Raw genomic sequence first — 23271 nt, forward strand, 5'->3', positions numbered from 1 at the left:
TAGTATTATTTATTTGTTTTAGCTTGTTCTTTTAGTTCTTCTAGTGCCTTATCTTCTAAAACTTTTAATTCTTCAAAAGTTTTAGCAGTATGGAAATATTGATAATTTGTTACTATTCTTTTATCTATAGCAACTTCTAATGCTTTTACTAATTGAGCATCTAATTTAAGATTATAGAGTGTATCAGAAGTTGCCTGTTGGCGTTGTAACACAACAAATCCTAACACTTCTCTAGTAATATTGTATCCATCTTTGATTAATTTTTCATATAATTGATTGATTTTTTCTTCTGTTACATTTTGTTTATTATCTTGTAAAAAATCTGCAATATAATTTGTCATTTGAATTTGAATAACACTTGTTTTTTGAGCATCTGTCAAAGTATCATACCACAAACCTACCTCAATATCTGGTTTGATTCCTATTTTAGCAATAGTATTACCAGAAGGAGAATAATATTTTGCAATAGTATACTTTAGTAAAGAACCATCTGAAAGAGGATATGTTTTTTGTACACAACCTTTACCAAAGGTTGTTTTACCTACAAATACTGCTCTTCCTGTATCTTTTAGAGCTCCTATCAAAATTTCAGATGCAGATGCAGAACCTTGATTCCCTAATATTGTAATAGGTATATTTTTACTCACTAGCGTATTTCTTGGAGTTGCTTTAAATTCAAAATTTTCAGTAAGAATTCTACCTCTTGTATATACAATTAGTCCTTCTTCTAACAGCATATCTGCTATTTTTGATACCCCAGATAACAAACCACCAGGATTGTTTCTTACATCAAGAATCATACTGTCTGGAGTTTCACTAAGAGCTTTTTTTAATATTTTTTCGAACTCTTTTTCTGTAGGAATTCCAAATTCAATAATTTTAATATAAGCAATTTTTTTATTTTCATAAGGAATAACAGCATATTCTACAGTATCAATATCAATTTTAGCTCGTTTTAATACTACTTGAAAAGATTGTAAAATTCCAGGTCTTACAATAGTAAATTTTACTGAAGTCCCTAATTTTCCTCTAATTTTACTCACAGCTTCTAAAGAAGTTAACCCTTTAGTACTTTCTCCATCAATTTCAACAATTTGATCACCCGCTTGTAAGTCAGCCTCTGCTGCTGGAGTTCCTTTAATAGGTGCTACAACAGTAAGCCAATTATGACGCATCTCAATTCTTATCCCTACTCCATAAAAGGTAGCATTAAGAGTTGTTGCAAATTCTTCTGCAATTTCTGGTGATAAAAAATCTGTGTAGGGGTCTTCTGTAGAAAATAACATCCCTCTAATAGCTCCAGAAAGCAATGTTTTGGAATCTACTTTATTAATATCTACATATTCATTTTGAAGAATTTGATATGCTTGTCTAAACATATCATAATAACGAAAATAGTTTTCATCTATTACCGCATCCTGCCCAAATAAATTACCATTCACTTTATCTTGTCTAAGATTATTTACAAAAACACCTGTAAAAAAGGCTAATCCTATAGAAATAATAAAAACTACACGATTATTAAAAAAGGAAAATTTTTGATTGTTCATAATATAGCCTCCAAGTGGCTTAAAAAATAAAATATTTACATATCATAACTCAATTTTAAATAAAAGTCAATTATACCAAATATCTCTAAGTAATTATTAATAATAAAATAGCTATTTTAGATAATATATGATATCATATTCTTTTTAATCTTATAAAAATATAGAGAGTTAATATGATAGTAGAATATTTCAAAGAATTCATTAATATTATTGCTGGAACCACTACTCGTAAATTTGGCGATTGTTCTAACAAATTAATAATACCCAATCAAATCCCAGCTTTTCATCAAAAATTAATAGATTTATATTTTATGAATTCTCTCACTACAGCCAAACTTATTCATACAGATCTTACCTTAAATATTAATACTGATAATTTATCACTTAATGCTGATGCTTTGATCACAGATCATCCTAAACAACTTATTGCTGTTACTACAGCTGATTGTATCCCTGTATTTTTATATGATCCGATAAATACTAAGATCGGTATTGTTCATAGTGGTCGTATGGGATTGAAAAAAAAAATTACTATTAAAAGTATACAAAAAATGTCACAAGAATTAAATATTTCTCTTACAGACCTTCAAGTACAAATAGGTCCTCATATCTGTCATATGTGTTATGAGGTAGGTTCTAACATTTTAAAAGAATTTGATATTTCTTGTTCTACAGAAAAAGGATATCTCCCTATGGAAAATATCCTTATTAATGATCTCTTAGCACTTGGTATTACACGAGACAATATACGACCTAGTGATTATTGCACTCATTGCTCTAAAGATAATGAGGGAGAGAAAAAGTTTTATTCTTATAGAAATAATGGAGAAACAGAGAGAATTTTATCTTTTATAGGAATAAAATAATATTATTACAATTCTCTTCTTAACGAAATTCCACCATATACAAATTTCATCCCCGTTTTTAACAATATTTTTTGTGTTTCATAATCATGTGCACATACCCAAGATTCTACCATAGCAAAATTTGGAAGACTACGAATCGTCGTATTAATAAATTCTGGTAAAAATTGTCCTCTATTCTCACTTTCAAACAAATCATTTATTGTCCACAAACTACCTTTAATTTTATAATACTCTTCTCTTGCTTTATCCCTTTTTATAGTCAAAGATAATATTGAATTATTTACCTTACGCTTTATCCATTGAAGATCATTATTTTGAATTTGTAACATAATTTTTTCAATCAAAAATCTATGTAATCTATTATGTGATATTTTAGGATCATAAAACCAAGGAATAGCTCTTTTTAACAAAATATTTATAGGAAAATTTTTGAGATGAAGATCTACTTGTTCAAAATTCAATAGTTGGCTAAAAGGTTTATTATCGTCTTTATAAATACGATAAATATTCCAGTTCAGAATAGTATTAAAACCTTGTTTTTGATACAATGACAAAGCATTTGTATTGCCACAATCAGTTCCTACTCTAACAATCGTAATATCTTGTTCTCGCCATTTTTCAAAACAATATTTTAATAATCTTGTTGCTATTCCTTGTTTTCTATATTTTTCATCTACTGATAAAAATAAAATAGAAATATATTGTTCTTCTGTTGTAGAAATATAATTTGAAAGTTCTTTTTCTACGATAAAAGAAATAAATCCTACTACCTTATGATTGATACAAGCTACTAAAATTTTTATTTTTGAATTAGAAAATTGAGTATTTACTAATAAAGGAACCTTCACATCTGTTAGATTCCTAAATTTTTTATCTATCATATAAGGAGTTAATTCAAAATTATTTCCTAAAGCTAATATAGCTGATTCGTCTGTTTGATTAGCATTTCTAATAGTAAACATTATTTTCTATTTTCAATAAATTGATTAATAATTTGATTCCCTTCAGGAGTTGAATCAGCATATTCTAAAAAAGTCTTTAAATAAGCTTTGTGATTACCTGTATCCAAAACTTTACCTTCTAATTTTTTTACAAATAATTTTCCCTTTTGAGCTATACTCATCATAGCACCCATAGGATAAAATTCCCCAGTTGTATGTGATTTGTAATCTTCTTCTAATGCTTCTAAAAATTCAGGTGTATAGATAAAGCGTCCTACAGATACCAAATTAGAATCAATCTCTCCAGTTTTTGGCTTTTCTACAATACGAGTTACATAAGATAGATTGTTCTGTTCTTTGTATTCAATTACTCCATAAGCTGAGATATTTTCTAATTCTTCTCGCGCTGCTAAAACAGAACATTTGGTTTGATTATATACTTCTAACAGTTGTTTTGCTCCTCCAATTTCTCCAAGAATTATATCATCTGGGAAAAATGCGATAAACGGTGCATCTTGAAGTAATGATTTAGCGGATAATATAGCATGTCCTGTTCCTTTCATCTCTTGTTGACGAATAAAAATAACATTGAATTTAGTCGCTCTTTTTATTAATGCTAATTCTTCTTTTTTACCAGCTTTAGTAAGTAATGCTTCTAATTCAGGATCTCTATCAAAATAATCTTCGAGAGCTTTTTTTCTTCTATTAATCAGAATTACCAAATCTGTAATACCAGCTTCTTCACATTCATCTAAAATAAAATCCATTACTGTTCTATCGAAAATAGGAAATAATTCTTTCGCTAATGTTTTGGTGGCTGGAAGATTTCTTGTTCCATATCCTGCTGCTACAATAAATGCTTTCATTCCTACCTCTTGTATATTATTTGTGATGTGTTTTAAAAGTTTTTAACCAAGCAATAATAAATTCATCTATTTCACCGTCCATAACCGCTTGTGCATTTCCCTTTTCAACCCCTGTTCGATGATCTTTTACAATAGTTGAAGGTTGAAATGTATAGGATCTGATTTGGTTACCCCATTCTACAGATTTTTTTTCTAGTGATTTTTCTAATGATTCTTGGTCTTTTTTTTGTTTTTCTAATTCATATAATTTTGATTTTAGCATCTTCATTGCAGAATCTTTATTATTTATTTGAGAGCGTTCGCTTTGACAACTTACGGCTAATCCTGTAGGTATATGAGTGATACGAACAGCTGAGGATACCTTATTGACATGTTGTCCTCCCGCTCCACTAGCTCTAAAAGTATCAATACGCAAGTCTTTGTCATCCATAATGATCTCTATAGTATTATCAATTTCTGGAGATACACTAATTCCACAAAATGAGGTTTGTCTTTTATTTTGAGCATTAAAAGGAGACAAACGAACTAATCGATGAATACCATTTTCAGCGGTAAGATATCCAAAAGCATAAGTACCTTTAATAAGTAAGGTTGCATCTTTAATACCTGCACCATCACCTACTTCTAAGGAAATAATTTCTGTTTCAAATCCTTTTTTTTGTGCCCATCGTTGGTACATTCTTAATAACATTTCAGCCCAATCTTGAGATTCTGTACCACCTGCCCCTGGATGAAGATTAAGATAAGCATTACAATGATCCATTTCTCCATTCAATAGGATACAAATTTCTAATTCATCTAGCGTACGACATTGCTTGTCATATTCTTTAGTCAATAGAGCTAGTTCCTTTTCGTCATTTTCTTCTTCGGCTAAGGCAACATATTCTACTAGATCATTAATAGTATTTTCCAAGAACAACCAAGGGGCTAAATATTTGTCTAAATGAGAAATATCTGAATTAAGTTTTGTTATTTTCTGATGATCATCCCATACAGAAGGATCTTCTATTGATTTTTTAAGTATTTCTAATTTATGAATATCTCTATCAAGATCAAAGATACCTCCTATCTTGTTGAAATAATTGTTGTAAAGCTAGAGATCTTTCATATAATATTCCCATGAATTAAACCTCTAAATTAATAATTTCTAATTGATGGGTTATATCTATTAATTCTCGCGAGTCTACTGTTAATTTTTTCCCTCTTTTAGAAGAAAACAATTTTCGTAAGAATCGTAGGAATTGCTTTAATTTTTGAGTAATATATTCTATAATTATTTTTAAAGAAAAATTTCTAGTCATCATAAATTTTTGTATAAGTTGCAAATGATAAAACATCATTTTACCAATTTGAAACAATACCACTACGATTCCGAATAACAATATACATGCTAAAATATCAAACATAATTGCCTCCTAATTATACTAACAAGATAATCGTTCCATTGATCTATTTTTACCCAAAACTGGTAATATTAAAAACATTTCAGGTCCATGAGCTTTACCTGTAAGAATACCACGAATAGGCATAAATAATTTTTTACCACTAAATCCTGTCTGCTCTTTTACACTATTTGTAAGATCTTTATAAACATCTTTGTCTATAATTCTTGTTTCTGCCTCTAATGCTTTTTTGAAAGACGCGACTACTTGCTGTGCTTCTTCTGTTGCTAATAATTCTTGTATTTCTGTATCTATTGTATAATTTTCTACAAAGAAATAATCAACAAAATTAGTAATTTCTGATAAATAACTACAATTACCACGAACAATTTCTATAACAGATTTGAGATAAGCTTTATCACTTAGGTCGTAAGACTTTGTTAATAAATAAGGAATACATAAATCTACAACACGATCTAAATCAGCATCAGCAATATAATGTTTTGAAATCCAATTTAAGCGTTTAAAATCAAATACACTTGGAGATGCCGATACTCTATTAATATCAAACTGTTTTATCATTTGACTAACAGGCATTATTTCTTCTGCAGTAGGACTAGACCATCCTAATAATACCAAAGCATTACAAAGAGCCTCTGGTAAATATCCTAAACGACGAAATTCATCAATACTAGTTGCTCCATGACGCTTAGAAAGTTTTTGTCTATCTTCTCCCAAAACAAGTGCCATATGTCCAAATTTTGGTTCTGGTTCCTTTAGTGCTTTATAAATCATTTGTTGACGAACAGTGTTAGAAAGATGCTCATCAGCACGAAGCACATGAGTGATTTTCATAGTGAGATCATCTATCACAACAGCATAATTGTATACAGGTATACCATTAGCACGAACAATAACAAAATCACCAACCATCCCTTTTGGAAATACAATCTCACCCTTGATCATATCATTCAATAAAGTATCTTCTTCATAAGCTCTGAACCTAATTACAGGGATTATTCCTTGTGCTTCAAAAGATTTTTTCTGTTCTTCTGTTAGTGAACGACAACGCCCATTGTAATGAGGTGGTCGAGATTCTGACTCAGCTAGATCACGCTCTACTGTTAATTCTTCTGCAGAACAATAACATTTAAAAGCGTTACCTGTTTCGAGAAGTTTTTGAGTATAAATTGCATAAGTATCACCACGCTCTGTTTGAAGATAAGGACCATAATCCCCACCTACTCTAGGACCTTCATCCCAATCTAAACCTAACCACTCCATATCATTAAGTAATAAATCTATATATTCTAGTTTGGAGCGTTCTTGATCTGTATCTTCAATACGAATGATAAATTTACCTTGTTGACTACGAGCAAAAAGCCAAGCAAAAAAAGCTGAACGAACATTACCAACATGTAGGTGACCTGTAGGTGATGGAGCAAAACGAGTACGAATCATAATATTTTCCTCTTTATCATTTTAACATAAATTTAATATAACTATTATAGCTAATTTTTTGATTTTTTTCAAGCTTTTCTACAAATCTCTTTAGAATCAAATCAAAAACAACCTCTAATTGAGAGGTTGTTTTTGATTATTATTTGTATATGCGTATTACCATTATCCTACAATCTTACTTGTCAGCATACAATATTTTATATAAAAATCATATTGAGCTATTTTATAAATCATTTTAATATATCTATACAATAGATTTTTGTATGAATTTCACGAGTACCCTTATACTTATTGAAGATCTATATTTTTTTCATTCATAAAAGATGCTACATGTTTGGGAAGTAATTTTCCTTTTAAATTATATGTCTTGGCTGCTATAAATAAAGGGCGTTGAAGAACTTCTGTATGAATTCTAGCTATATATTCTCCTATTAATCCCAAAGCAAATAAAATAGCTCCTGAAAAAAATACCATCACTACCATTAATGATGTCCAACCAGGAGTAGAATAACCTAAAATTCGAGAAGTTAAGGCATAAATCACTAAGATTATTGATATAGCAACAGAAAAAACACCTAAGCCTTGTATGATCTGAATAGGAGCATAACTAAATGAAAATAGTCCATCTTTAGCCAAGTTAAGCATTTCTTTCCAGCCAAATTTTGTTTCTCCAGCAAATCTCTCTGGTCGGTCAAATTCTAATTCAATTTGCTTAAATCCTAACCAAGAAACAATAGCCCTATTAAAACGATTGTGTTCTTTCATATTAATAACTATATCAACAATAGCTCTATCCATCAAACGAAAATCACCTACATCTTTTGGGATATTTGTATAAGAAAGTTTATTTAAAATACGATAAAATAAATATGCAGTAAAACGCTTTAGGATAGTTTCTCCATCTCTTTTTAATCTCTTTCCATAAACTACATGATAACCTTCATTCCATAATTCAATCATTTGAGGAATACATTCTGGAGGATCTTGTAAATCTATATCCATTAGTATTACTGCATCACCTGATGAATAACAAAGACCTGCATATATAGCACTCTGCTGTCCTTTATTAGAAGCTAATGATACTATTTTAACACATAAATTTTGTTCCGCATATTCTTGTAATATTGATAAAGATTTATCTTTTGAACCATCATCAACAATAATTATTTCATAATTATTAATTTGATATTCTGTTATTTTTTTGACAATAGTCTCTAAAGTATGGATAATAACATCTTCTTCATTATAACAAGGCATAACGATAGATAAAATTTTTTCTTGCATATATTATTCCTATAATATTTATTATTAATAATAATAGCCTACCCTTTGATAATTGTCAACTATCTATCTATAATATTAAACTATAAAAACCAAAGAACGCCTCATCAAAATTAATCGATATTCAAATATTAATTATGTATAATAATAGATACTCTTAATTATACATAGATGTATTCTTATTACTTATACAAAAAACTTGTTAAAAAAAATTATCTATACTATACTATCCTTAATAAATAAGGAGTTGTTTATGAAATCTACAATGAATTTTAAAAAAATTTGGGAAGCTTATCACTTCCCTATTATACTGTTAAGCTCCATTGTTATTGGTAGTATTCTTGGTGTCAAGATGGGTACAAATGCCAAGATATTCAAACCTTTCGGCGATATATTTATTAATGGGATGTTCACTATTGTTGTACCTTTAGTATTTGTAACTATTAGTAGTTCTATTTCTAGTATGAGTAATCTCAAAAAACTTGGGCATATTCTTAGAAGTCTATTTATAGTTTTTATTTCTACAGGTTTGGTAGCAGCAGTGTTAATACTAATCGTTGTTTCTGTTTTTCCACCAGCTCTTGGGGTTCAATTAGAAACAGCTTCTGTCGAATTACAAAAACCATTTGAAACAGGTTCTCAAATCGTCAATACATTCACTGTAAATGATTTTCCTTTATTACTATCCAAAAGTCATCTTCTTCCTTTAATTATTTTTGCATTATTATTTGGTTTGAGTATTAATCTAGCTGGTGACAAAGGCAAACCTATTGCTAAAGCATTAGATTCCTTATCAGAAGTGTTTTTAAAAATGATAGGTTTATTAATGTATTATGCACCCATAGGTCTTGGAGCTTATTTTGCTGCATTAATCGGCCAATATGGACAAGATTTGATAGGTTCTTATACAAGAGCAATGCTCATCTATTATCCTTTATGTATTGCCTATTTTATCTTTGCGTTCCCTATTTATGCTTTTATTGCTGGAGGCAAAGAAGGAGTTCGTAGATTACAATATATTGTATCACCAGCTATCACAGCTTTAGCAACACAAAGTAGTATTGCTACAATTCCTGTCAATCTTGAAGCATGTGAAAAAATAGGTGTTCCAAAAGAAATTAGAGATATTGTATTACCTATTGGTGCTACTGCCCACATGGACGGAACTGTTATTGGTACTGTATTAAAAATATCATTTCTATTTGGTATCTATGGTATTCCTTTTACAGGAGTAGAAACATTTGCAACAGCTTTGTTGTTAGCACTTGCTGGGGGAATTGTGATGTCTGGTGTTCCTGGTGGGGGACTAATAGGAGAGATCTTTATTGTTTCTATGTATGGATTCCCACCCGAAGCTTTTCCTATTATTGCGACTCTTGGATATTTAATTGATCCTCCTGCTACTATGATTAATGCTACTGGTGATACAATAGCATCAATGCTTGTAACTCGTATGGTAGAAGGTAAAGATTGGATAGCTAATAAATTAGCATAATCAACTATATGACTAATCACAAAAAAGCACAGGATAATTTCTTGTGCTTTTTTACAACAGTATTATTACTATTTATGATAATTTATTATTATAATAATTAATGAAGGAGTTTAATATGTTCATTAACAAATATATAGATCACACCATCCTCAAAGCTAATACAACAGAAAAACAAATTCAACAATTATGCACAGAGGCTATAGAAAATCAATTCTATGCAATTTGTATTAATGGCTCTTATGTTTCTTTAGCACAAAAATTGCTAAAAAACACTAATATACACATTGCCGCTGTTATTGGATTTCCTCTTGGTGCTATGAGTACAGAATCAAAAATTTTTGAAGCTAAACAATGTGTCAAAGATGGGGCTACAGAAATTGATATGGTTATTAATATTGGATTTCTCAAAGACAAAAAATACGATCTTATCCAACAAGAAATCACACAAATAAAACAAGCAATAGGATCACATATTCTTAAAGTAATTATCGAGACTTGCCTCCTTACTGATGATGAAAAGCGTAAAATGTGTTCTATTGTTATTAATTCTGGTGCCGAATATATAAAAACATCTACAGGATTTAATAGTAATGGCGCTACCAAAGAAGATTTAACTCTCATGCTTGAAGAAGTTCAAGGAAAAATTTTGATTAAAGCTGCTGGAGGAATTAGTAATACCCAAATAGCTCAAGATTATATTAATATGGGTATAATGCGTTTGGGTACTAGTTCTGGTATAGAACTTATAAAAAACACAGCTATTAACAACGAAAGCACCTATTAAAAATACAAGATCCTATAATAAAATACAGAAAGCCTCTCTTACTTAATTATAAGAGAGGCTTTCTGTATTAAAATTTATAATTTTTTATCAGTTTTTTCTAACTGCTAGTTGGGATCATTTTCAGCTCAACAAATTCCCTGAATTAACTCTGTATCAATATTGAAATTAATAATAAGATACATATATCATCAAAATCGGGGTAATTTTATTATATATTATACTTTTCTTTTAATTGTTGAATAATACCTTCAGATTCTAATACTTGTAAAGCCTCATTCAATTCTTTTTTAAGTGTCTCTTGTCCTTTATTCATAGAAATTGCATAACCTTCATTTATCTCATTCTCTACAATACCTAATATAGCTAAATCTGGATTTTGTTCCATTTGTAATTTTGCAGCAATAGAAGATAATATAACTCCATCAATTTTTTGGCTTTTAAGATCTAAAATAGCACCTGTATAATTATTATATAATACTGGCACTACTTGAGGTATAGTATTTAATATTGTTTCTTGAATAGATCCCAATAGTACGCCTATTTTTCTATTTTGTAAATTGTTAATATCTAATTTAGATACATTATTAGATAATTTAATTATTACTTGAATATCTCTACTATAATTATCTGTAAAATCTACAACTTTTTGACGATCTATTGTTGGCGAAATTCCAATTAATATGTCTACTTTTTTAGCTTGAAGGGCTGCTATCAAACCATCAAAAGTCATATTTTCAAATTTATAAGTATATCCAGCTTCTTCTAAGAGATATTTTACCAATTCTACATTAAATCCAACAAACTCATTTCCTTCTAAATATTCATATGGTGCATATTCTGCATTTACTCCTATTTTAAGATGTTTTGTATTATTATTTTTTTGACAAGATACTAGAATCATAAGCATGACTAATACTATTATTTTTTTCATAAAATTTTCCTTATTTATATATATTATTATTTCATAATAATTGTTTTATATTATATCTTATAAAATATAATTCTGTCAATATTTTGTCATAGTCATATATATAGTTATTTTATTCACTTAATAACATATTCCAATATAAATCAAATACAATTAGAATGTATGATAAAAAATTTATTGACATGAGTTTATATTATATTATAATACAGTATATTATAATATAATAAAGGAGTATAAGATGAAACATTCACTACATAATTTGATATCATCAGATTTAATTTTTTTAGATCAATTATTTAACAATAAAAAAGCCTTTGTTCAGTATGCTTCTGAAATACTTGTACAAAAAGGATTGTGTACTGATAGTAAACAATTTTATAAAGATGTTCTTAATAGAGAAAGTTTGTCCAGTACAGATTTTGAGGAAGGAATTGCTATCCCTCATGCAAAAAGTAGTGCTATCTCAAAAGTTAGTATAGTTATAACAACCTTAAAAAATAAATGGAAAAATACAGAAGGTCAAAATCCTATTTCTGTAGCTTTTTTACTTGCTATCCCAAAAGAAGCTAATGATGAACATATAGAAATTTTAAGTAAGTTGTCCGTACTTCTTCTTAAAAAAGGATTTATAGAAAAATTAAATAGCACTAGCTCTACAGAAGAATTTATTAATATTCTTACTAAATTTGAAACATCAGACAATATTAATACTTCTAATGAACTACCTCAAATTGTTGCTGTCACAGCATGTCCTATAGGTGTCGCTCATACCTATGTTGCTGCTCAAAAATTACGGGATATGGCTCAAGAATTGAATATCTCTATCAAAGTAGAAACACAAGGATCTATAGGTATCGAAAACAAACTAACTAAAGCAGATATAGAATCAGCAAAAACTGTTATTTTAGCATGTGATAAAGCTATAGATAAATCTCGTTTTGTAGGAAAAATTATTATTGAATGCAGTGTCAAAAAACCTATTACTAATAGTAAAGAACTCTTACAAGATGCCTTACAACAAAAAGGTATTCTATTAGAATCAAGCTCAGGCTCATCTTCTTCCTCTTCAGAAGATAAAACACCTTTTTACCGTTATTTAATGGGTGGTGTTAGTGCTATTATTCCAGTAGTTGTTGTTGGCGGTGTTTATATTGCCCTTGCTATTGCTATGTCTGGAGTTGAAGTAGGTACAGGAGTTAATATTACAAATCCTTTACTCCAAAAAATGGAACAAGTTGGTGGTTTAGCATTTGGGTTAATGATTCCTATATTAGCAGGTTTTATTGCGATGAGTATTGCTGATAAACCAGGATTAATCCCAGGAATGGTTGGTGGAGCATTAGCTGCTCAACTAGGAGCTGGATTTTTAGGTGGTATTCTTGCTGGTTTCTTAGCTGGATTTTTTGTCAGTAAATTAGTAAAAATAAAGCTACCTCAAAATCTCATGGCTATTATGCCCATTTTTATAATACCTTTAGTTGGTACAGGTTTGACTGTTGCGACACTTTATATTATTGGTAGTCCTATAAAAGGATTCATGGATAGTATGACTCTATTTTTACAAAATATGCAAGGTAGTGCTGTCTTATTAGGGGCTATTATTGGTGCTATGATTGCTTTTGATATGGGTGGCCCTGTTAATAAAGTAGCATTTTTATTTGGTGTCTCTATGATTCAATCTGGAGTTCCTGAAATCATGGGAATGGTAGCCGTTGCTGTTTGTATTCCACCACTAGGAATTTGGCTTGCAACTCAAATTCGTCCTGTATTATTTGATAAACAAGAAAGAGAGGCTGGTAATGCAGCTTTAATTATGGGAATGATAGGTATAACAGAAGGGGCAATACCTTTTGCAGTTGCAAATCCAATTCGTGTTATTCCTGCACTCATGACTGGAAGTATGGTTGGGGGAATGCTAGCGGGACTTTGGAAAGTTGGGGATTATGCTCCTCACGGTGGACCTATTGTTTTACCAGTTGTTAATAATCCTATAGGATTTATTATTGCGATTTTAGTTGGAACGACAGTAACAGCACTGACTCTTATATTCTTATTATCACAACAACAAAATAAAAAAGCTCAAAATATTTAATTAAAGATTTTTTGATTATTTAATTATTTTTTATATCAAAATTGATTGCTATAGGCTAGAAGAATTTTCTATAATATAAATATCATCTCGAGAGATATAATATTTATAAGGAAAAATTCTATGTGTATGAAGAAAAATAAAATAATATTATTTATTATTACAACTATTACATTAATATCATGTGTTGGATCAAACAAAAATGTAGTTAATGTATATTCTACTCGTCACTATACTGTTGATGGGGAAATATTTGATGCATTTACTAAACAAACAGGCATCAAAGTTAATATTATCAAATCTGATCCCGATGCTCTACTTACTCGACTTGAACAAGAGAAAAAAGCTCCTCAAGCAGATGTTTTTTTTACAGCTGACTACCCTCGTCTTTATAGAGCAAAAGAAAAAGGATTATTAGAAGCTATAAAAACAGATACTTTATTGGCACAGACTTCTCCAAAATACAGAGATAAAGATAATTTTTGGTATGGTATGAGCCTACGCCTGAGAATTATTGCTATAGACACTAATTGGACAGGAGCTCGGCCTTCTACCTATGCTGATTTAACTAATGAAATCTACAAAGGTAAAATATTAGTACGTAGCGGTAGTAATGCTTACAATATCTCACTAATTGCTTCTCTTTTAGCACAGTGGGGTGAAACAAGAACTAAAGAATTTCTTAAAAGATTTGTAGCAAACTTTGCTCGTACTCCTGAAGGAAATGATAGAAAACAAGTTGCTGATATTTATGCAAAAAAAGGTTCTTTAGCTATTATAAATACTTACTATATGGGACTTATGTACACTTCTGTTGATCCAGAAGTTCAAAATGCAGCTAAATCAGTAGATCTTATCTATCCACAAGATACTCATTTTAATATTAGTGGTTTTGGTGTTATTAAAAATGCAAAAAACAAAGCAAATGCTATCAAATTATTAGAATTTGTAACTAGTGACTATGCTCAAAATAAAATCACTTTAGAAAATTTTGAATATCCAGTAAATCCTAATGTTGCTCCTACTGATATATTCCTAAAATGGTCAGATAGTCCAAAAATGGATAATGTTGAGCTTGATGCATGGGGTTCCTATTATGAGCGAGCAGCAATCTTAATTGATGAAGCAGGTTGGAAATAATTTTCAATCGATTATTATAAATAAATCAATTCTATATTTGTAAGGGTGGTGATCTTAATATTTCCACTCTTACAAATATAATTTTTAATAGTGGAAATAATGTCTTACAATCCAAAAATATATTTTATCAAACAAGTTATACCCAAAATTTTGTCTTTATTATTAGTAGGAATATTATTTTATCCTATTCTTCCTTTATTTTTAAGTATTTTCACACCTTCTAGCAAAAATTTTGAACATATTGTTAATTTATTTATCATAGATCATACCATAACTACTATTTTGTTACTATTATTTGTAGCATTATTTAGCTTTTTGATTGCTTTATGTGCTAGTATTTTAGTAAGTTTTTACAAATTTCCCTTTAGTAATAATTTCAAATTTTTACTTATACTCCCTCTAACTATTCCTACTTATTTTGGAGCTTATATTTATGATAAAATTTTTGATTATTCAGGTATTATCAATTCTAATATGAGAAACATTTTTCATATCAATCATTTCCTATCTTTTGATCTTTTTAGTTTTTGGGGTGGTGTTTTTATCTTTACCCTGTTTTTATTTCCTTATCTTTTTATTATATTATTATCTTTCTTTAGAAAACATATGGCAGAACTTATAGAAGTTGCTCGCACCTTAGGAGCTTCTCCTTTCACAATATTAATTCATATTATTATGCCTTTAGCTAAATTCCCTATTATTAGTGGAGTAACAATGATTATGATGGAAATTATCAATGATTTCGGTGTTACTTCTTATCTGGGTATACAAACCTTCAGTGCTAGTATTTTCAAAGCATGGTTTAGCCTAAATGATATAGCTCTTGCATCTAAGTTATCAGGTTATTTGGTGCCTGTTATTTTTCTTTTTTTAATACTTTCAAAAAAATATAGTTCAAAAAATTCTCTTTCTTTTGTATCCAATCATGAACCTAGCCCTTTTCCTCTCAAAGGAAAATATGCTTTTTTGGCTACAGGATTTTGTAGTATTATTTTTATCATTTCTTATGTGCTTCCTGTATTAATTTTAGGATACTATAGTTACTTTGCCTTTATAAAATATCCTATATGGAATACACTAGCTGTAATGTTTCAAACAATATTCTTGATTCTTATCTCAACGCTTATCTTATTGGTGTTGGGTTTATTTCTAGCATATCAAAATCGTCGTAAGACCTCTATTTATACAGAATTATTTTCTTTACAGTATGCGCTACCTAGTATTATTATTGCAGTAGCTATTTTAAATACTTATTTTCAATTAGAATCTTGGAATATATTCCCTGTGGGTACTGCTACAAAATTACAAAATCTATTTGTTCTAGTAATTTTTGCCTATGTGACTCGTTTTATGATTCTCAGTTATAATGTATCTTTTAGTGCTTTCAAAAAAATAGGATTTGAGTATCAACAAATATCTCAAACATTAGGATATACAAAATTTCAGACATTCTTCAAAATAGAATTACCTCTTATTTTACCCTCTATATTAATTGGCTCAACGATTATTATGATAGATCTTTTCAAAGAACTTCCACTAACCTTGTTCTTAAGTCCTTTTAATTTTGAAACCTTATCTACCAGTACGCATAATTATGTAGTTAATGAAATGTTTACAGAATCTACCCCCTCAGCCTTAGTTTTAATTTTTATTATAGGGTTCGTTACTTGGGGGCTTTTTAGATACAGTTATTATTCAAATAAAGGAAAAAAATTATGAAATTACAATTAGAGAATATTTCTTTTCGTTATCCAACTGCCAAAACAAATACCATTAACAATCTCTCTTTCAGTTTGAATGACAAAGCAATCACTGCTATTATGGGGGCTAGTGGTGCTGGTAAAAGCACTTTATTAAGACTTATTGTTGGTTTAGAAACTCCTCAATCAGGGCAAATTATTTTAAATGATAAGATACTCAAAGATAATTTTACTAATATTCCCACAGAATATAGAAATATAGGTATGGTATTTCAAAATTATATGCTTTTCCCACACATGACAGTATACGAAAATATTTCTTTCGGATTAGATGCTATCAAAAAAATGACTAAAGAACAAAAAATAGAACGCTGTCATGACATACTTAAACTCATAGAATTAACTCCATTTCGAGATACTTATCCGCAATACTTATCGGGTGGACAACAACAACGAGTTGCTTTAGGTCGTGCGTTGGCACCTATGCCCAAACTACTTTTACTAGATGAGCCTTTTTCTAATTTAGATGCTTTTTTACGAAATAAAATTCAAAAAGAACTTCAAGATATTCTAAACAGAGCTCAAGTAACTACCATTTTAGTTACGCATAATGTTTCTGATCTACAAATTGCTGATCATATTGTGCTACTCAGTCCAGATACTATTAGAACAGGAACTTTTTCTGAATTACGAAATGATGCCAATTGTCCTCTTGTAAATCATCTTCTACAATAAAAATACATTGACTTTACTATATATTTATTTTATAATAATTCCTAATAAATCTTTAATAGGGGGAGACAAAATATGAAATTGTTTTCAAAAAAAAGTATCAGGATTTATCTTATCAATAACCAACAATAGTCCTATACTATTACCTAAAATTTACAAATAAAGTCCTTATTTTACAAGACATCTGAAGTAAATGAATTTTTATTTAAATTTATAAGAATTTCAAATCAGAGATTCTTATAAATTTAAATGGTCGATTTCTATTTGTCAAACTCTCTAACAAGATATTTCTCCTTATGAAACTATAGTCTCTTAATTTAAAAAAGAACCCCAAGATTCATCGTATTTGATAAATCTTGGGGTTTATTGTTAAAAACATTGATTACTGTCTAACCCAAAATAAGGTATACACGGTAGTTGGATCATTGAGGTCTCTAATAGCTATATCTAGAGAGTTAACGGTGATATGATTCATTGTAATTCACCCCTATCCTCATTTCTCATTGTATGAGACAGTATTACTGGTGCTAGTTCTATTAGAATCCTTTTTTGCATTATAGCCTTTTTACCAAGATCCTTGATAAAAAACATAGTATACTCTTGACCAAGGTCAAAATTGATCCGTATCATCCCATTTTTTATAATATATTTATTCCCCTTCCCCGTGTCATCGCTTGCATCCCAGATAGTGATAGATACTAATTCAGGCAAAGTGAAGTTTAAGTCTACTCCAGCTAATTCTATAGAATTATGGAGATTACTACCACGCTTAAGATATGGGTATGGATTAGCAGATTGTAGTTGTACTTTGGTATATTGTGAACCTACTTGAAAAACACCAACACCATCAGTAGTACTAAAGGCAACTAATTTATATTGAGTAGAACCTTCAGAAAATGAACCATTGTTAATAACTATTTTATTGTTATCATTAGGATGTATTCCATTTTTCAAATAACTTCCATCCAATGATTTAACATTGAAGATAGAGGCGACTTCTGTGTTTAGACTACTATCTGGGTAGTTAGATACAATATCGATAGATCCGTTATCTGTATCAGGAGAATTTTTTAATAGTCTACCATCAAGGAGTCTAAATTTGCCATAAGTGATACCTGTTGTAGTCATTATACTAAATATAGCACTATTCGCTGTGCCACTGATATATTCGTAGTTGATTGTCGATGCTTTGGAAGTTGTAAATTTACCATTTCTGATCGATATCATTTCCCAAGTATTTTTACTAAAAGAACCAGATTGATATTTTCCATCGAAAGCTCTTATTCCGAGACCATTCGAATTGAAATTCTCGTCTTTTGTAGAACAAGAATTGAAGGTAAAAATAAGTAAGAATACTAGTAATAATTTTTTCATAGCATTTCTCCTAATACAATATTTGTATAATTTTTATTAGAGATTAATTATTTAAGATATTTTTTTTGCAATTTCTATTATTGGAGCTTCTTTATCAGCCTCTGCCTCAGTAGATTTTTGCTCTCCACTGTAGAGTATATTATTTTCTAATTTAAGCTTTGCATAGGTAATAGTCTTGTTTTCAGTTAATTTAAACATAGCTCCTGAAGTATTCCCTCTAATATAGGAAATACTTATATCTGCAGTGACTGTAGAGTGTCCATCTTTTATTATAAATGTAGTATTACCGTCATTAGATCTATAGGTACCATCAAAAGAAGTTGAATCTGATTTTTTTACTGAACAAGCGTTTAGAGCCAAAATAAGTAATGATAAGCTTATAATTTTTTTCATAGTATTTTTCCTTTATTATGTATTAATTTGTCTATAATATCAACAGCGTAGATACTTCTATAAGAAAGAATCTAACCAATTAATATCATAGATTATCTGTTTTTAGTATAATAGGATTATTAGCTATCAGTATAGGATTTCAAATGATACAAGCACATGCTTAAATAATATCATTTATATCCAATTAAAAAACCACCTCTATAACGAAGGTGGTTTTTTGATTGGATATTATTAATAATTTAGATATAGAGCCCTATTAATAATTGCATACAAGTCGTAACAAATAATACAAGCCATATTTTACCACAGAACTTCAACCAAATAGAATAATCAACTCTTGCTAATGTTAATCCTCCTATAACTACAGAAGAAGTTGGTGTGATCAAGTTAGCCATTCCTGATGCTGATTGAAAAGCTGTAACTATCAAACTTGGAGGGACATTAGCTAATTCCGCTAAAGGGGTGAAAATAGGCATAGTAAGTGTTGCAAGTCCTGAAGTAGAAGGCACTAAAAATCCAAGTGGTATAAAGAAAATATAAGCACCAATAATAAAAAATCCTTGATTAAGATTTGTTAATCCTATTTCGCCCCAAGATAATAGTGTTGCTGTCATTCCACCAGTATCCATTACAATAGTTAAACCACGGGAGAGACCAACAATTAAAGCGACAGGAACCATATCTTTGACTCCATTGAGAAACACAGTGATAAGTTCTTTTTCGTGCATTCCATTAATTTTTCCACAAATAATCGTAGAAATAATAAACAATGTTGAAATTTCACCAAACCACCAAGTACCTAATGCTGGTAAATTACCAAGAACCATTCCTATAAAAGGAATACCACGAATAGCAAGAGCTAATTCATCAAATATTGTAATACCAAATTTACTTCCCCAGGGTATAACACCCAAAGACATTATAAAAAATGTTAATCCAAAAACAACGAGAATTATTTTACGACGAGTGGTAAATTCAAGGCCTACTTTATTATCATCTTGATTTAAGAAAAATTTCTCATTTTCTTCTTTCATTGTTGCAACCAAAGAAAGGCTAGGATTTTTTTTAATTTTTTTTGCATAATTTATAATAATAATACAAAGTAATGATAATTGTACCATTAATGTTCCCAAGCGTAAAAACAGACCATCTCCAATAGATATTCCAGCAATACCAGAAGCAACTCCTGTTGCAAAAGGATTTACCGTTGAGTTCAAAACGCCAACATTAGATCCTACCAACAGTATAGCTACAGCTGTTAGTGTATCAAACCCTAAAACTAACATTACAGGAATTAACAGAGGATAAAAAGATAATGTTTCTTCTGCTAATCCAAAAGTAGTTCCGCCTAATGCCATAATAAACATTAAAATAGGAATAATCAACAATTCTTTACCTTTGTAGTGTTTGATAGTCGTATTAATCCCTGCATCCAATGCACCTGTATGTAAGATAAGAGCAAGAAATCCACCTATTATAAAAATAAATAAAGCAATATCTTTAGAGTCATAAAAACCTTTAATAGGAGCTTGCAATACATCCCACAAACCTTGTGGTTGTTGTTCTATTCTATTATAAGTTCCTGGAATAGGAACTTCTCTACCTACTTCTGTATTCAAAGTATATTCATATTGACCAGCTGGTACAAACCATGTCAATATTGCTGTTATCAGTGTAAGAAACAAAATAACAGTAAATACATGAGGCGTTTTGAATTTAAATTTTGTCATAAAAACTTCCTATTGTGATAATTTGTGAATAGCTCTTCCATAAATTATAAAAGCTCTATCAATGTCTTTTATGGTAATATGTTCGTTTGCTAAATGAGCCGTTTTAGGACTATCTGGAAATACCATTCCATAAGTAACAAAATTTTTCATAGCACGAGAATATGTAGCACCGCCCATTGCTAGTGGGGTTGTATCAAAATTTGTTTCTTCTCCATAAATCTCACATAAAGTTTTTACAAGATAATCATCTTTAGATACATAAAGAGAATTTAATCTGTCATGTTGTATTGATTCAAATCCATTATTGTTAGCTACTTCATTGAATTTAGAAATAATTTCATTCATCTCAAAAGTCACCGGTATTCTCAGATCAAAATATAATTTTGATTGATTTTTATCAACTTCTATACGAGCAAGATTACATTTTAATTCTCCAGAAACTTCATCTTTAAGTACTCCAAAAATCGGTTCTGCAAAAGGCGATAAAGCAAATTTACTCGTAATAAATTCAATAGTTGGTGTACTCATTCCTATTTCTTTGAGACAAAAGAGCAATCGTTGAATAGGATTAATACCCTTTTCAGTATCTTGAGCATGAGCTGTTTTACCTAGTATTTTTATACCCTTATCAATCAATTCATATTCAAAATTATTGCGTTTCAGAGAAGCAATAAGCTCTTCTTGTTTTATATCTTTGTATTCAATAGAATTGGGAACTGAATTAAAAGCTCCTCCACCATTGATATTTATATCTTCACCCTTACCAGTTAGTACAACTTGCCAAAGTCCTTTTTCAGCATAAATAACAGGGAATTTAGAATCAGGTGTAAATCCTATACTAGGAATTTCTTCTATTTCACAATAGCGAGTAATACAACGCCAAAGACTTTCCTCATCTGTACCAAAAATAAAACGAATTCTTTTATTAAAAGTATAACCCAAATTCATCAGAGCTTTAGCGGCATATAATGCGACAATGGTAGGGCCTTTGTCATCAGAAGTACCTCGAGCAATAAGATCACCATCTTTCTCTACCAAAGTAAAAGGATCGCTATCCCATTTCTCAATATCATCTACAGGAACAACATCTAAATGACCTAAAATCCCCATTAATTCTTTACCTTCACCGATTTCTGCATAGCCATAATATCCTTTAGGGTCTTTAAATGTCTTAAATCCCAGCTGTTTACAAGTACCAAGCATATGGTCCAAACATTTTTCTATTTCAATACCAAAAGGATGCGAAGTATTGGTATTATCTTCTGATTCATTCAAAATACTTGGATAAGCAACACTTTCTTTAACTGTCTGAATAATATGAGATTTTAAAATCTTATATTCTTTTATTAAATCTTCTCGAATATTCATAATTCCTCCTATTTTATATGAAAAAATTTTCCCATTGCATATAGTATAACAGAAGTTATTTGAAAAATAAACAACTATATACCTATAAAATAAAAAAGCTCATAGAATAAATCTATAAGCTTTTTATAATAAGTTTATTTTTTTTTATTATATACTATAGAAATAATTTGATATTAGTAATATTTCTTACAAATTTATATAATACGACCATTCCTCATTTTCACCATTTTATATGTCCCATCTGGATTAATAATACATACAATCTCTTCTTCATCACTATAATATTCAATATCAGAACGAATAGATTTTGGAACAGGAAACGTGTCCAAAGCTAACATACCAGCATGATGCAATTCATAGTATCTAAAAGATTGTAATTGTTTTTTATATTTTTTTTGCCATGCTGATGTACCAATAGTATTTCTAAAAACCCTCATCACAGAACAAACTGTATCATATTTTTGTTCAGTAGTCCCATGAGTAAATCCAGCATTATGTAATAATTCATGAAACAAAACTCCAGCTATGTAATGTGGTTGATTAAGATACCCACCTGTTCCCCAATATTCTCTATTAGGAAAAGCGACCCAAGAATGTCTTTTATTTACAGGATCATTATCATCCAAAACATAAACGGAAGGCCCTACAACAGCAACAGCAGCAGCATTATAATTTAATACCTTTTTATGAATAGAAAAAGGAGCAATCCTTTTCTGCAGTATTTCAAGAATACGTTTATTATCATAAACATCATCTTTTTTGATTGTTCCAAAAGAACCACTTGCGTTTCTAGCAGATTTGAAAACACCTTTCATAAGGTTAGAAGCAAATTCAGGAGTATTAACTGCAAATCGAATAAGATCCATTTTTTGAAGCATTAGTTTTTTTTCTAAGACATCGATTTTTTTTGCTCGAATATATACTAAATCAGGTATAGGAAGAAGATTGGGAGGTAAATCAGGATCACCAGGATTATAAGGTTTATCATCATATACTACAAAACTATCAAATTTTAAATTCCAATAGGGATACGCTTTGTTCATTTCTTCCATAGACAAGATAGATTTTTGAGATAACATAAGATCAAAAGGTGTTTGTGGAATAGTAGAACAAAAACTTGTTGTAATAATTAAAACAAATAATATAATTTTTTTCATAAATCAATTCCTTATATATATCTTTTATAAATTT

20 protein-coding genes are annotated in these 23271 nt (G+C 29.7%); 7 read left to right on the forward strand and 13 right to left on the reverse strand.

The window, feature by feature from the left end; all coding sequences use genetic code 11:
• Positions 1–5: 5 nt before the first annotated feature.
• The gene (locus KFW21_04190) at positions 6–1550 is read right to left on the reverse strand and encodes a S41 family peptidase (protein ID MDK2818629.1); all 1545 of its coding nucleotides are present in this window, start codon (positions 1548–1550) and stop codon (positions 6–8) included.
• A gap of 173 nt (positions 1551–1723) precedes the next feature.
• Between KFW21_04190 and KFW21_04195 the strand changes: the two genes are divergently transcribed.
• Positions 1724–2416, forward strand: a complete 693-nt coding sequence (locus tag KFW21_04195; GenBank protein MDK2818630.1) for a polyphenol oxidase family protein — start codon at positions 1724–1726, stop codon at positions 2414–2416.
• A gap of 5 nt (positions 2417–2421) precedes the next feature.
• On the opposite strand, the gene KFW21_04200 is transcribed toward KFW21_04195, so the two are convergent.
• From KFW21_04200 to KFW21_04225, 6 genes are all read right to left on the reverse strand, one after another.
• A complete protein-coding gene (locus KFW21_04200) occupies positions 2422–3378 on the reverse strand; it encodes a GNAT family N-acetyltransferase (protein MDK2818631.1) in 957 nt (318 codons plus the stop codon).
• Positions 3378–4223, reverse strand: a complete 846-nt coding sequence (locus KFW21_04205) for a UTP--glucose-1-phosphate uridylyltransferase (protein MDK2818632.1) — start codon at positions 4221–4223, stop codon at positions 3378–3380. The genes KFW21_04200 and KFW21_04205 overlap by 1 nt, the downstream gene beginning before the upstream one ends.
• A 16-nt stretch (positions 4224–4239) precedes the next feature.
• The gene (prfB, locus tag KFW21_04210; protein ID MDK2818633.1) at positions 4240–5292 is read right to left on the reverse strand and encodes a peptide chain release factor 2; all 1053 of its coding nucleotides are present in this window, start codon (positions 5290–5292) and stop codon (positions 4240–4242) included.
• Positions 5293–5347: 55 nt separating this feature from the next.
• Complete coding sequence (locus KFW21_04215) at positions 5348–5629, reverse strand: hypothetical protein (GenBank protein ID MDK2818634.1); 282 nt, start codon at positions 5627–5629, stop codon at positions 5348–5350.
• 18 nt (positions 5630–5647) lie between these two features.
• A complete protein-coding gene (locus KFW21_04220) occupies positions 5648–7069 on the reverse strand; it encodes a glutamate--tRNA ligase (GenBank protein ID MDK2818635.1) in 1422 nt (473 codons plus the stop codon).
• A 285-nt stretch (positions 7070–7354) separates the two neighbouring features.
• Positions 7355–8350 (reverse strand): glycosyltransferase family 2 protein, encoded by a 996-nt coding sequence (locus KFW21_04225; protein MDK2818636.1) that lies wholly within the window; start codon positions 8348–8350, stop codon positions 7355–7357.
• A 262-nt stretch (positions 8351–8612) separates the two neighbouring features.
• Between KFW21_04225 and KFW21_04230 the strand changes: the two genes are divergently transcribed.
• Both KFW21_04230 and deoC read left to right on the forward strand, forming a co-directional pair.
• Positions 8613–9842 carry a dicarboxylate/amino acid:cation symporter gene (locus KFW21_04230; GenBank protein ID MDK2818637.1) on the forward strand — a complete coding sequence of 410 codons (1230 nt, stop codon included), beginning with the start codon at positions 8613–8615 and terminating at the stop codon, positions 9840–9842.
• 115 nt (positions 9843–9957) lie between these two features.
• On the forward strand, positions 9958–10626 hold the full coding sequence (deoC, locus tag KFW21_04235) for a deoxyribose-phosphate aldolase (GenBank protein MDK2818638.1): 669 nt from the start codon (positions 9958–9960) through the stop codon (positions 10624–10626).
• Positions 10627–10834: 208 nt separating this feature from the next.
• Here deoC and KFW21_04240 read toward each other — a convergent pair whose 3' ends face one another.
• The gene (locus tag KFW21_04240; protein MDK2818639.1) at positions 10835–11557 is read right to left on the reverse strand and encodes an amino acid ABC transporter substrate-binding protein; all 723 of its coding nucleotides are present in this window, start codon (positions 11555–11557) and stop codon (positions 10835–10837) included.
• Between the two features lie 235 nt (positions 11558–11792).
• Between KFW21_04240 and KFW21_04245 the strand changes: the two genes are divergently transcribed.
• The 4 genes from KFW21_04245 (at position 11793) to KFW21_04260 (ending at position 17218) form a co-directional block, all read left to right on the forward strand.
• Entirely contained in the window at positions 11793–13646 is a 1854-nt protein-coding gene (locus KFW21_04245) for a fructose-specific PTS transporter subunit EIIC (protein MDK2818640.1), read from the forward strand.
• Between the two features lie 126 nt (positions 13647–13772).
• A complete protein-coding gene (locus tag KFW21_04250; GenBank protein ID MDK2818641.1) occupies positions 13773–14783 on the forward strand; it encodes an extracellular solute-binding protein in 1011 nt (336 codons plus the stop codon).
• Positions 14784–14882: 99 nt separating this feature from the next.
• On the forward strand, positions 14883–16502 hold the full coding sequence (locus KFW21_04255) for an iron ABC transporter permease (GenBank protein MDK2818642.1): 1620 nt from the start codon (positions 14883–14885) through the stop codon (positions 16500–16502).
• Positions 16499–17218, forward strand: a complete 720-nt coding sequence (locus tag KFW21_04260) for an ABC transporter ATP-binding protein (GenBank protein ID MDK2818643.1) — start codon at positions 16499–16501, stop codon at positions 17216–17218. The genes KFW21_04255 and KFW21_04260 overlap by 4 nt, the downstream gene beginning before the upstream one ends.
• A 468-nt stretch (positions 17219–17686) precedes the next feature.
• On the opposite strand, the gene KFW21_04265 is transcribed toward KFW21_04260, so the two are convergent.
• The 5 genes from KFW21_04265 to KFW21_04285 form a co-directional block, all read right to left on the reverse strand.
• Positions 17687–18589: a hypothetical protein gene (locus KFW21_04265; protein ID MDK2818644.1), complete on the reverse strand. Its 903-nt coding sequence runs from the start codon at positions 18587–18589 to the stop codon at positions 17687–17689.
• Between the two features lie 51 nt (positions 18590–18640).
• On the reverse strand, positions 18641–18982 hold the full coding sequence (locus KFW21_04270; GenBank protein MDK2818645.1) for a hypothetical protein: 342 nt from the start codon (positions 18980–18982) through the stop codon (positions 18641–18643).
• Between the two features lie 239 nt (positions 18983–19221).
• Positions 19222–20712, reverse strand: coding sequence for a YfcC family protein (locus KFW21_04275; protein ID MDK2818646.1), 1491 nt, complete (start codon positions 20710–20712; stop codon positions 19222–19224).
• Positions 20713–20721: 9 nt separating this feature from the next.
• The gene (locus KFW21_04280) at positions 20722–22080 is read right to left on the reverse strand and encodes a Sapep family Mn(2+)-dependent dipeptidase (protein MDK2818647.1); all 1359 of its coding nucleotides are present in this window, start codon (positions 22078–22080) and stop codon (positions 20722–20724) included.
• Positions 22081–22274: 194 nt separating this feature from the next.
• Positions 22275–23237, reverse strand: a complete 963-nt coding sequence (locus tag KFW21_04285; GenBank protein MDK2818648.1) for a hypothetical protein — start codon at positions 23235–23237, stop codon at positions 22275–22277.
• Positions 23238–23271: the final 34 nt, after the last annotated feature.

The sequence above is a fragment of the Spirochaetota bacterium genome (genome assembly GCA_030154445.1).
GTDB lineage: Bacteria > Spirochaetota > Brevinematia > Brevinematales > Brevinemataceae > Brevinema_A.

Coding starts and splice junctions, on each gene's coding strand:
- KFW21_04190 (MDK2818629.1), bottom strand. CDS start 1,550: ATGAACAATCAAAAATTTTCCTTTTTTAATAATCGTGTAGTTTTTATT.
- KFW21_04195 (MDK2818630.1), top strand. CDS start 1,724: ATGATAGTAGAATATTTCAAAGAATTCATTAATATTATTGCTGGAACC.
- KFW21_04200 (MDK2818631.1), bottom strand. CDS start 3,378: ATGTTTACTATTAGAAATGCTAATCAAACAGACGAATCAGCTATATTA.
- KFW21_04205 (MDK2818632.1), bottom strand. CDS start 4,223: ATGAAAGCATTTATTGTAGCAGCAGGATATGGAACAAGAAATCTTCCA.
- KFW21_04215 (MDK2818634.1), bottom strand. CDS start 5,629: ATGTTTGATATTTTAGCATGTATATTGTTATTCGGAATCGTAGTGGTA.
- KFW21_04225 (MDK2818636.1), bottom strand. CDS start 8,350: ATGCAAGAAAAAATTTTATCTATCGTTATGCCTTGTTATAATGAAGAA.
- KFW21_04230 (MDK2818637.1), top strand. CDS start 8,613: ATGAATTTTAAAAAAATTTGGGAAGCTTATCACTTCCCTATTATACTG.
- deoC (MDK2818638.1), top strand. CDS start 9,958: ATGTTCATTAACAAATATATAGATCACACCATCCTCAAAGCTAATACA.
- KFW21_04240 (MDK2818639.1), bottom strand. CDS start 11,557: ATGAAAAAAATAATAGTATTAGTCATGCTTATGATTCTAGTATCTTGT.
- KFW21_04245 (MDK2818640.1), top strand. CDS start 11,793: ATGAAACATTCACTACATAATTTGATATCATCAGATTTAATTTTTTTA.
- KFW21_04250 (MDK2818641.1), top strand. CDS start 13,773: ATGAAGAAAAATAAAATAATATTATTTATTATTACAACTATTACATTA.
- KFW21_04255 (MDK2818642.1), top strand. CDS start 14,883: ATGTCTTACAATCCAAAAATATATTTTATCAAACAAGTTATACCCAAA.
- KFW21_04260 (MDK2818643.1), top strand. CDS start 16,499: ATGAAATTACAATTAGAGAATATTTCTTTTCGTTATCCAACTGCCAAA.
- KFW21_04265 (MDK2818644.1), bottom strand. CDS start 18,589: ATGAAAAAATTATTACTAGTATTCTTACTTATTTTTACCTTCAATTCT.
- KFW21_04270 (MDK2818645.1), bottom strand. CDS start 18,982: ATGAAAAAAATTATAAGCTTATCATTACTTATTTTGGCTCTAAACGCT.
- KFW21_04275 (MDK2818646.1), bottom strand. CDS start 20,712: ATGACAAAATTTAAATTCAAAACGCCTCATGTATTTACTGTTATTTTG.
- KFW21_04280 (MDK2818647.1), bottom strand. CDS start 22,080: ATGAATATTCGAGAAGATTTAATAAAAGAATATAAGATTTTAAAATCT.
- KFW21_04285 (MDK2818648.1), bottom strand. CDS start 23,237: ATGAAAAAAATTATATTATTTGTTTTAATTATTACAACAAGTTTTTGT.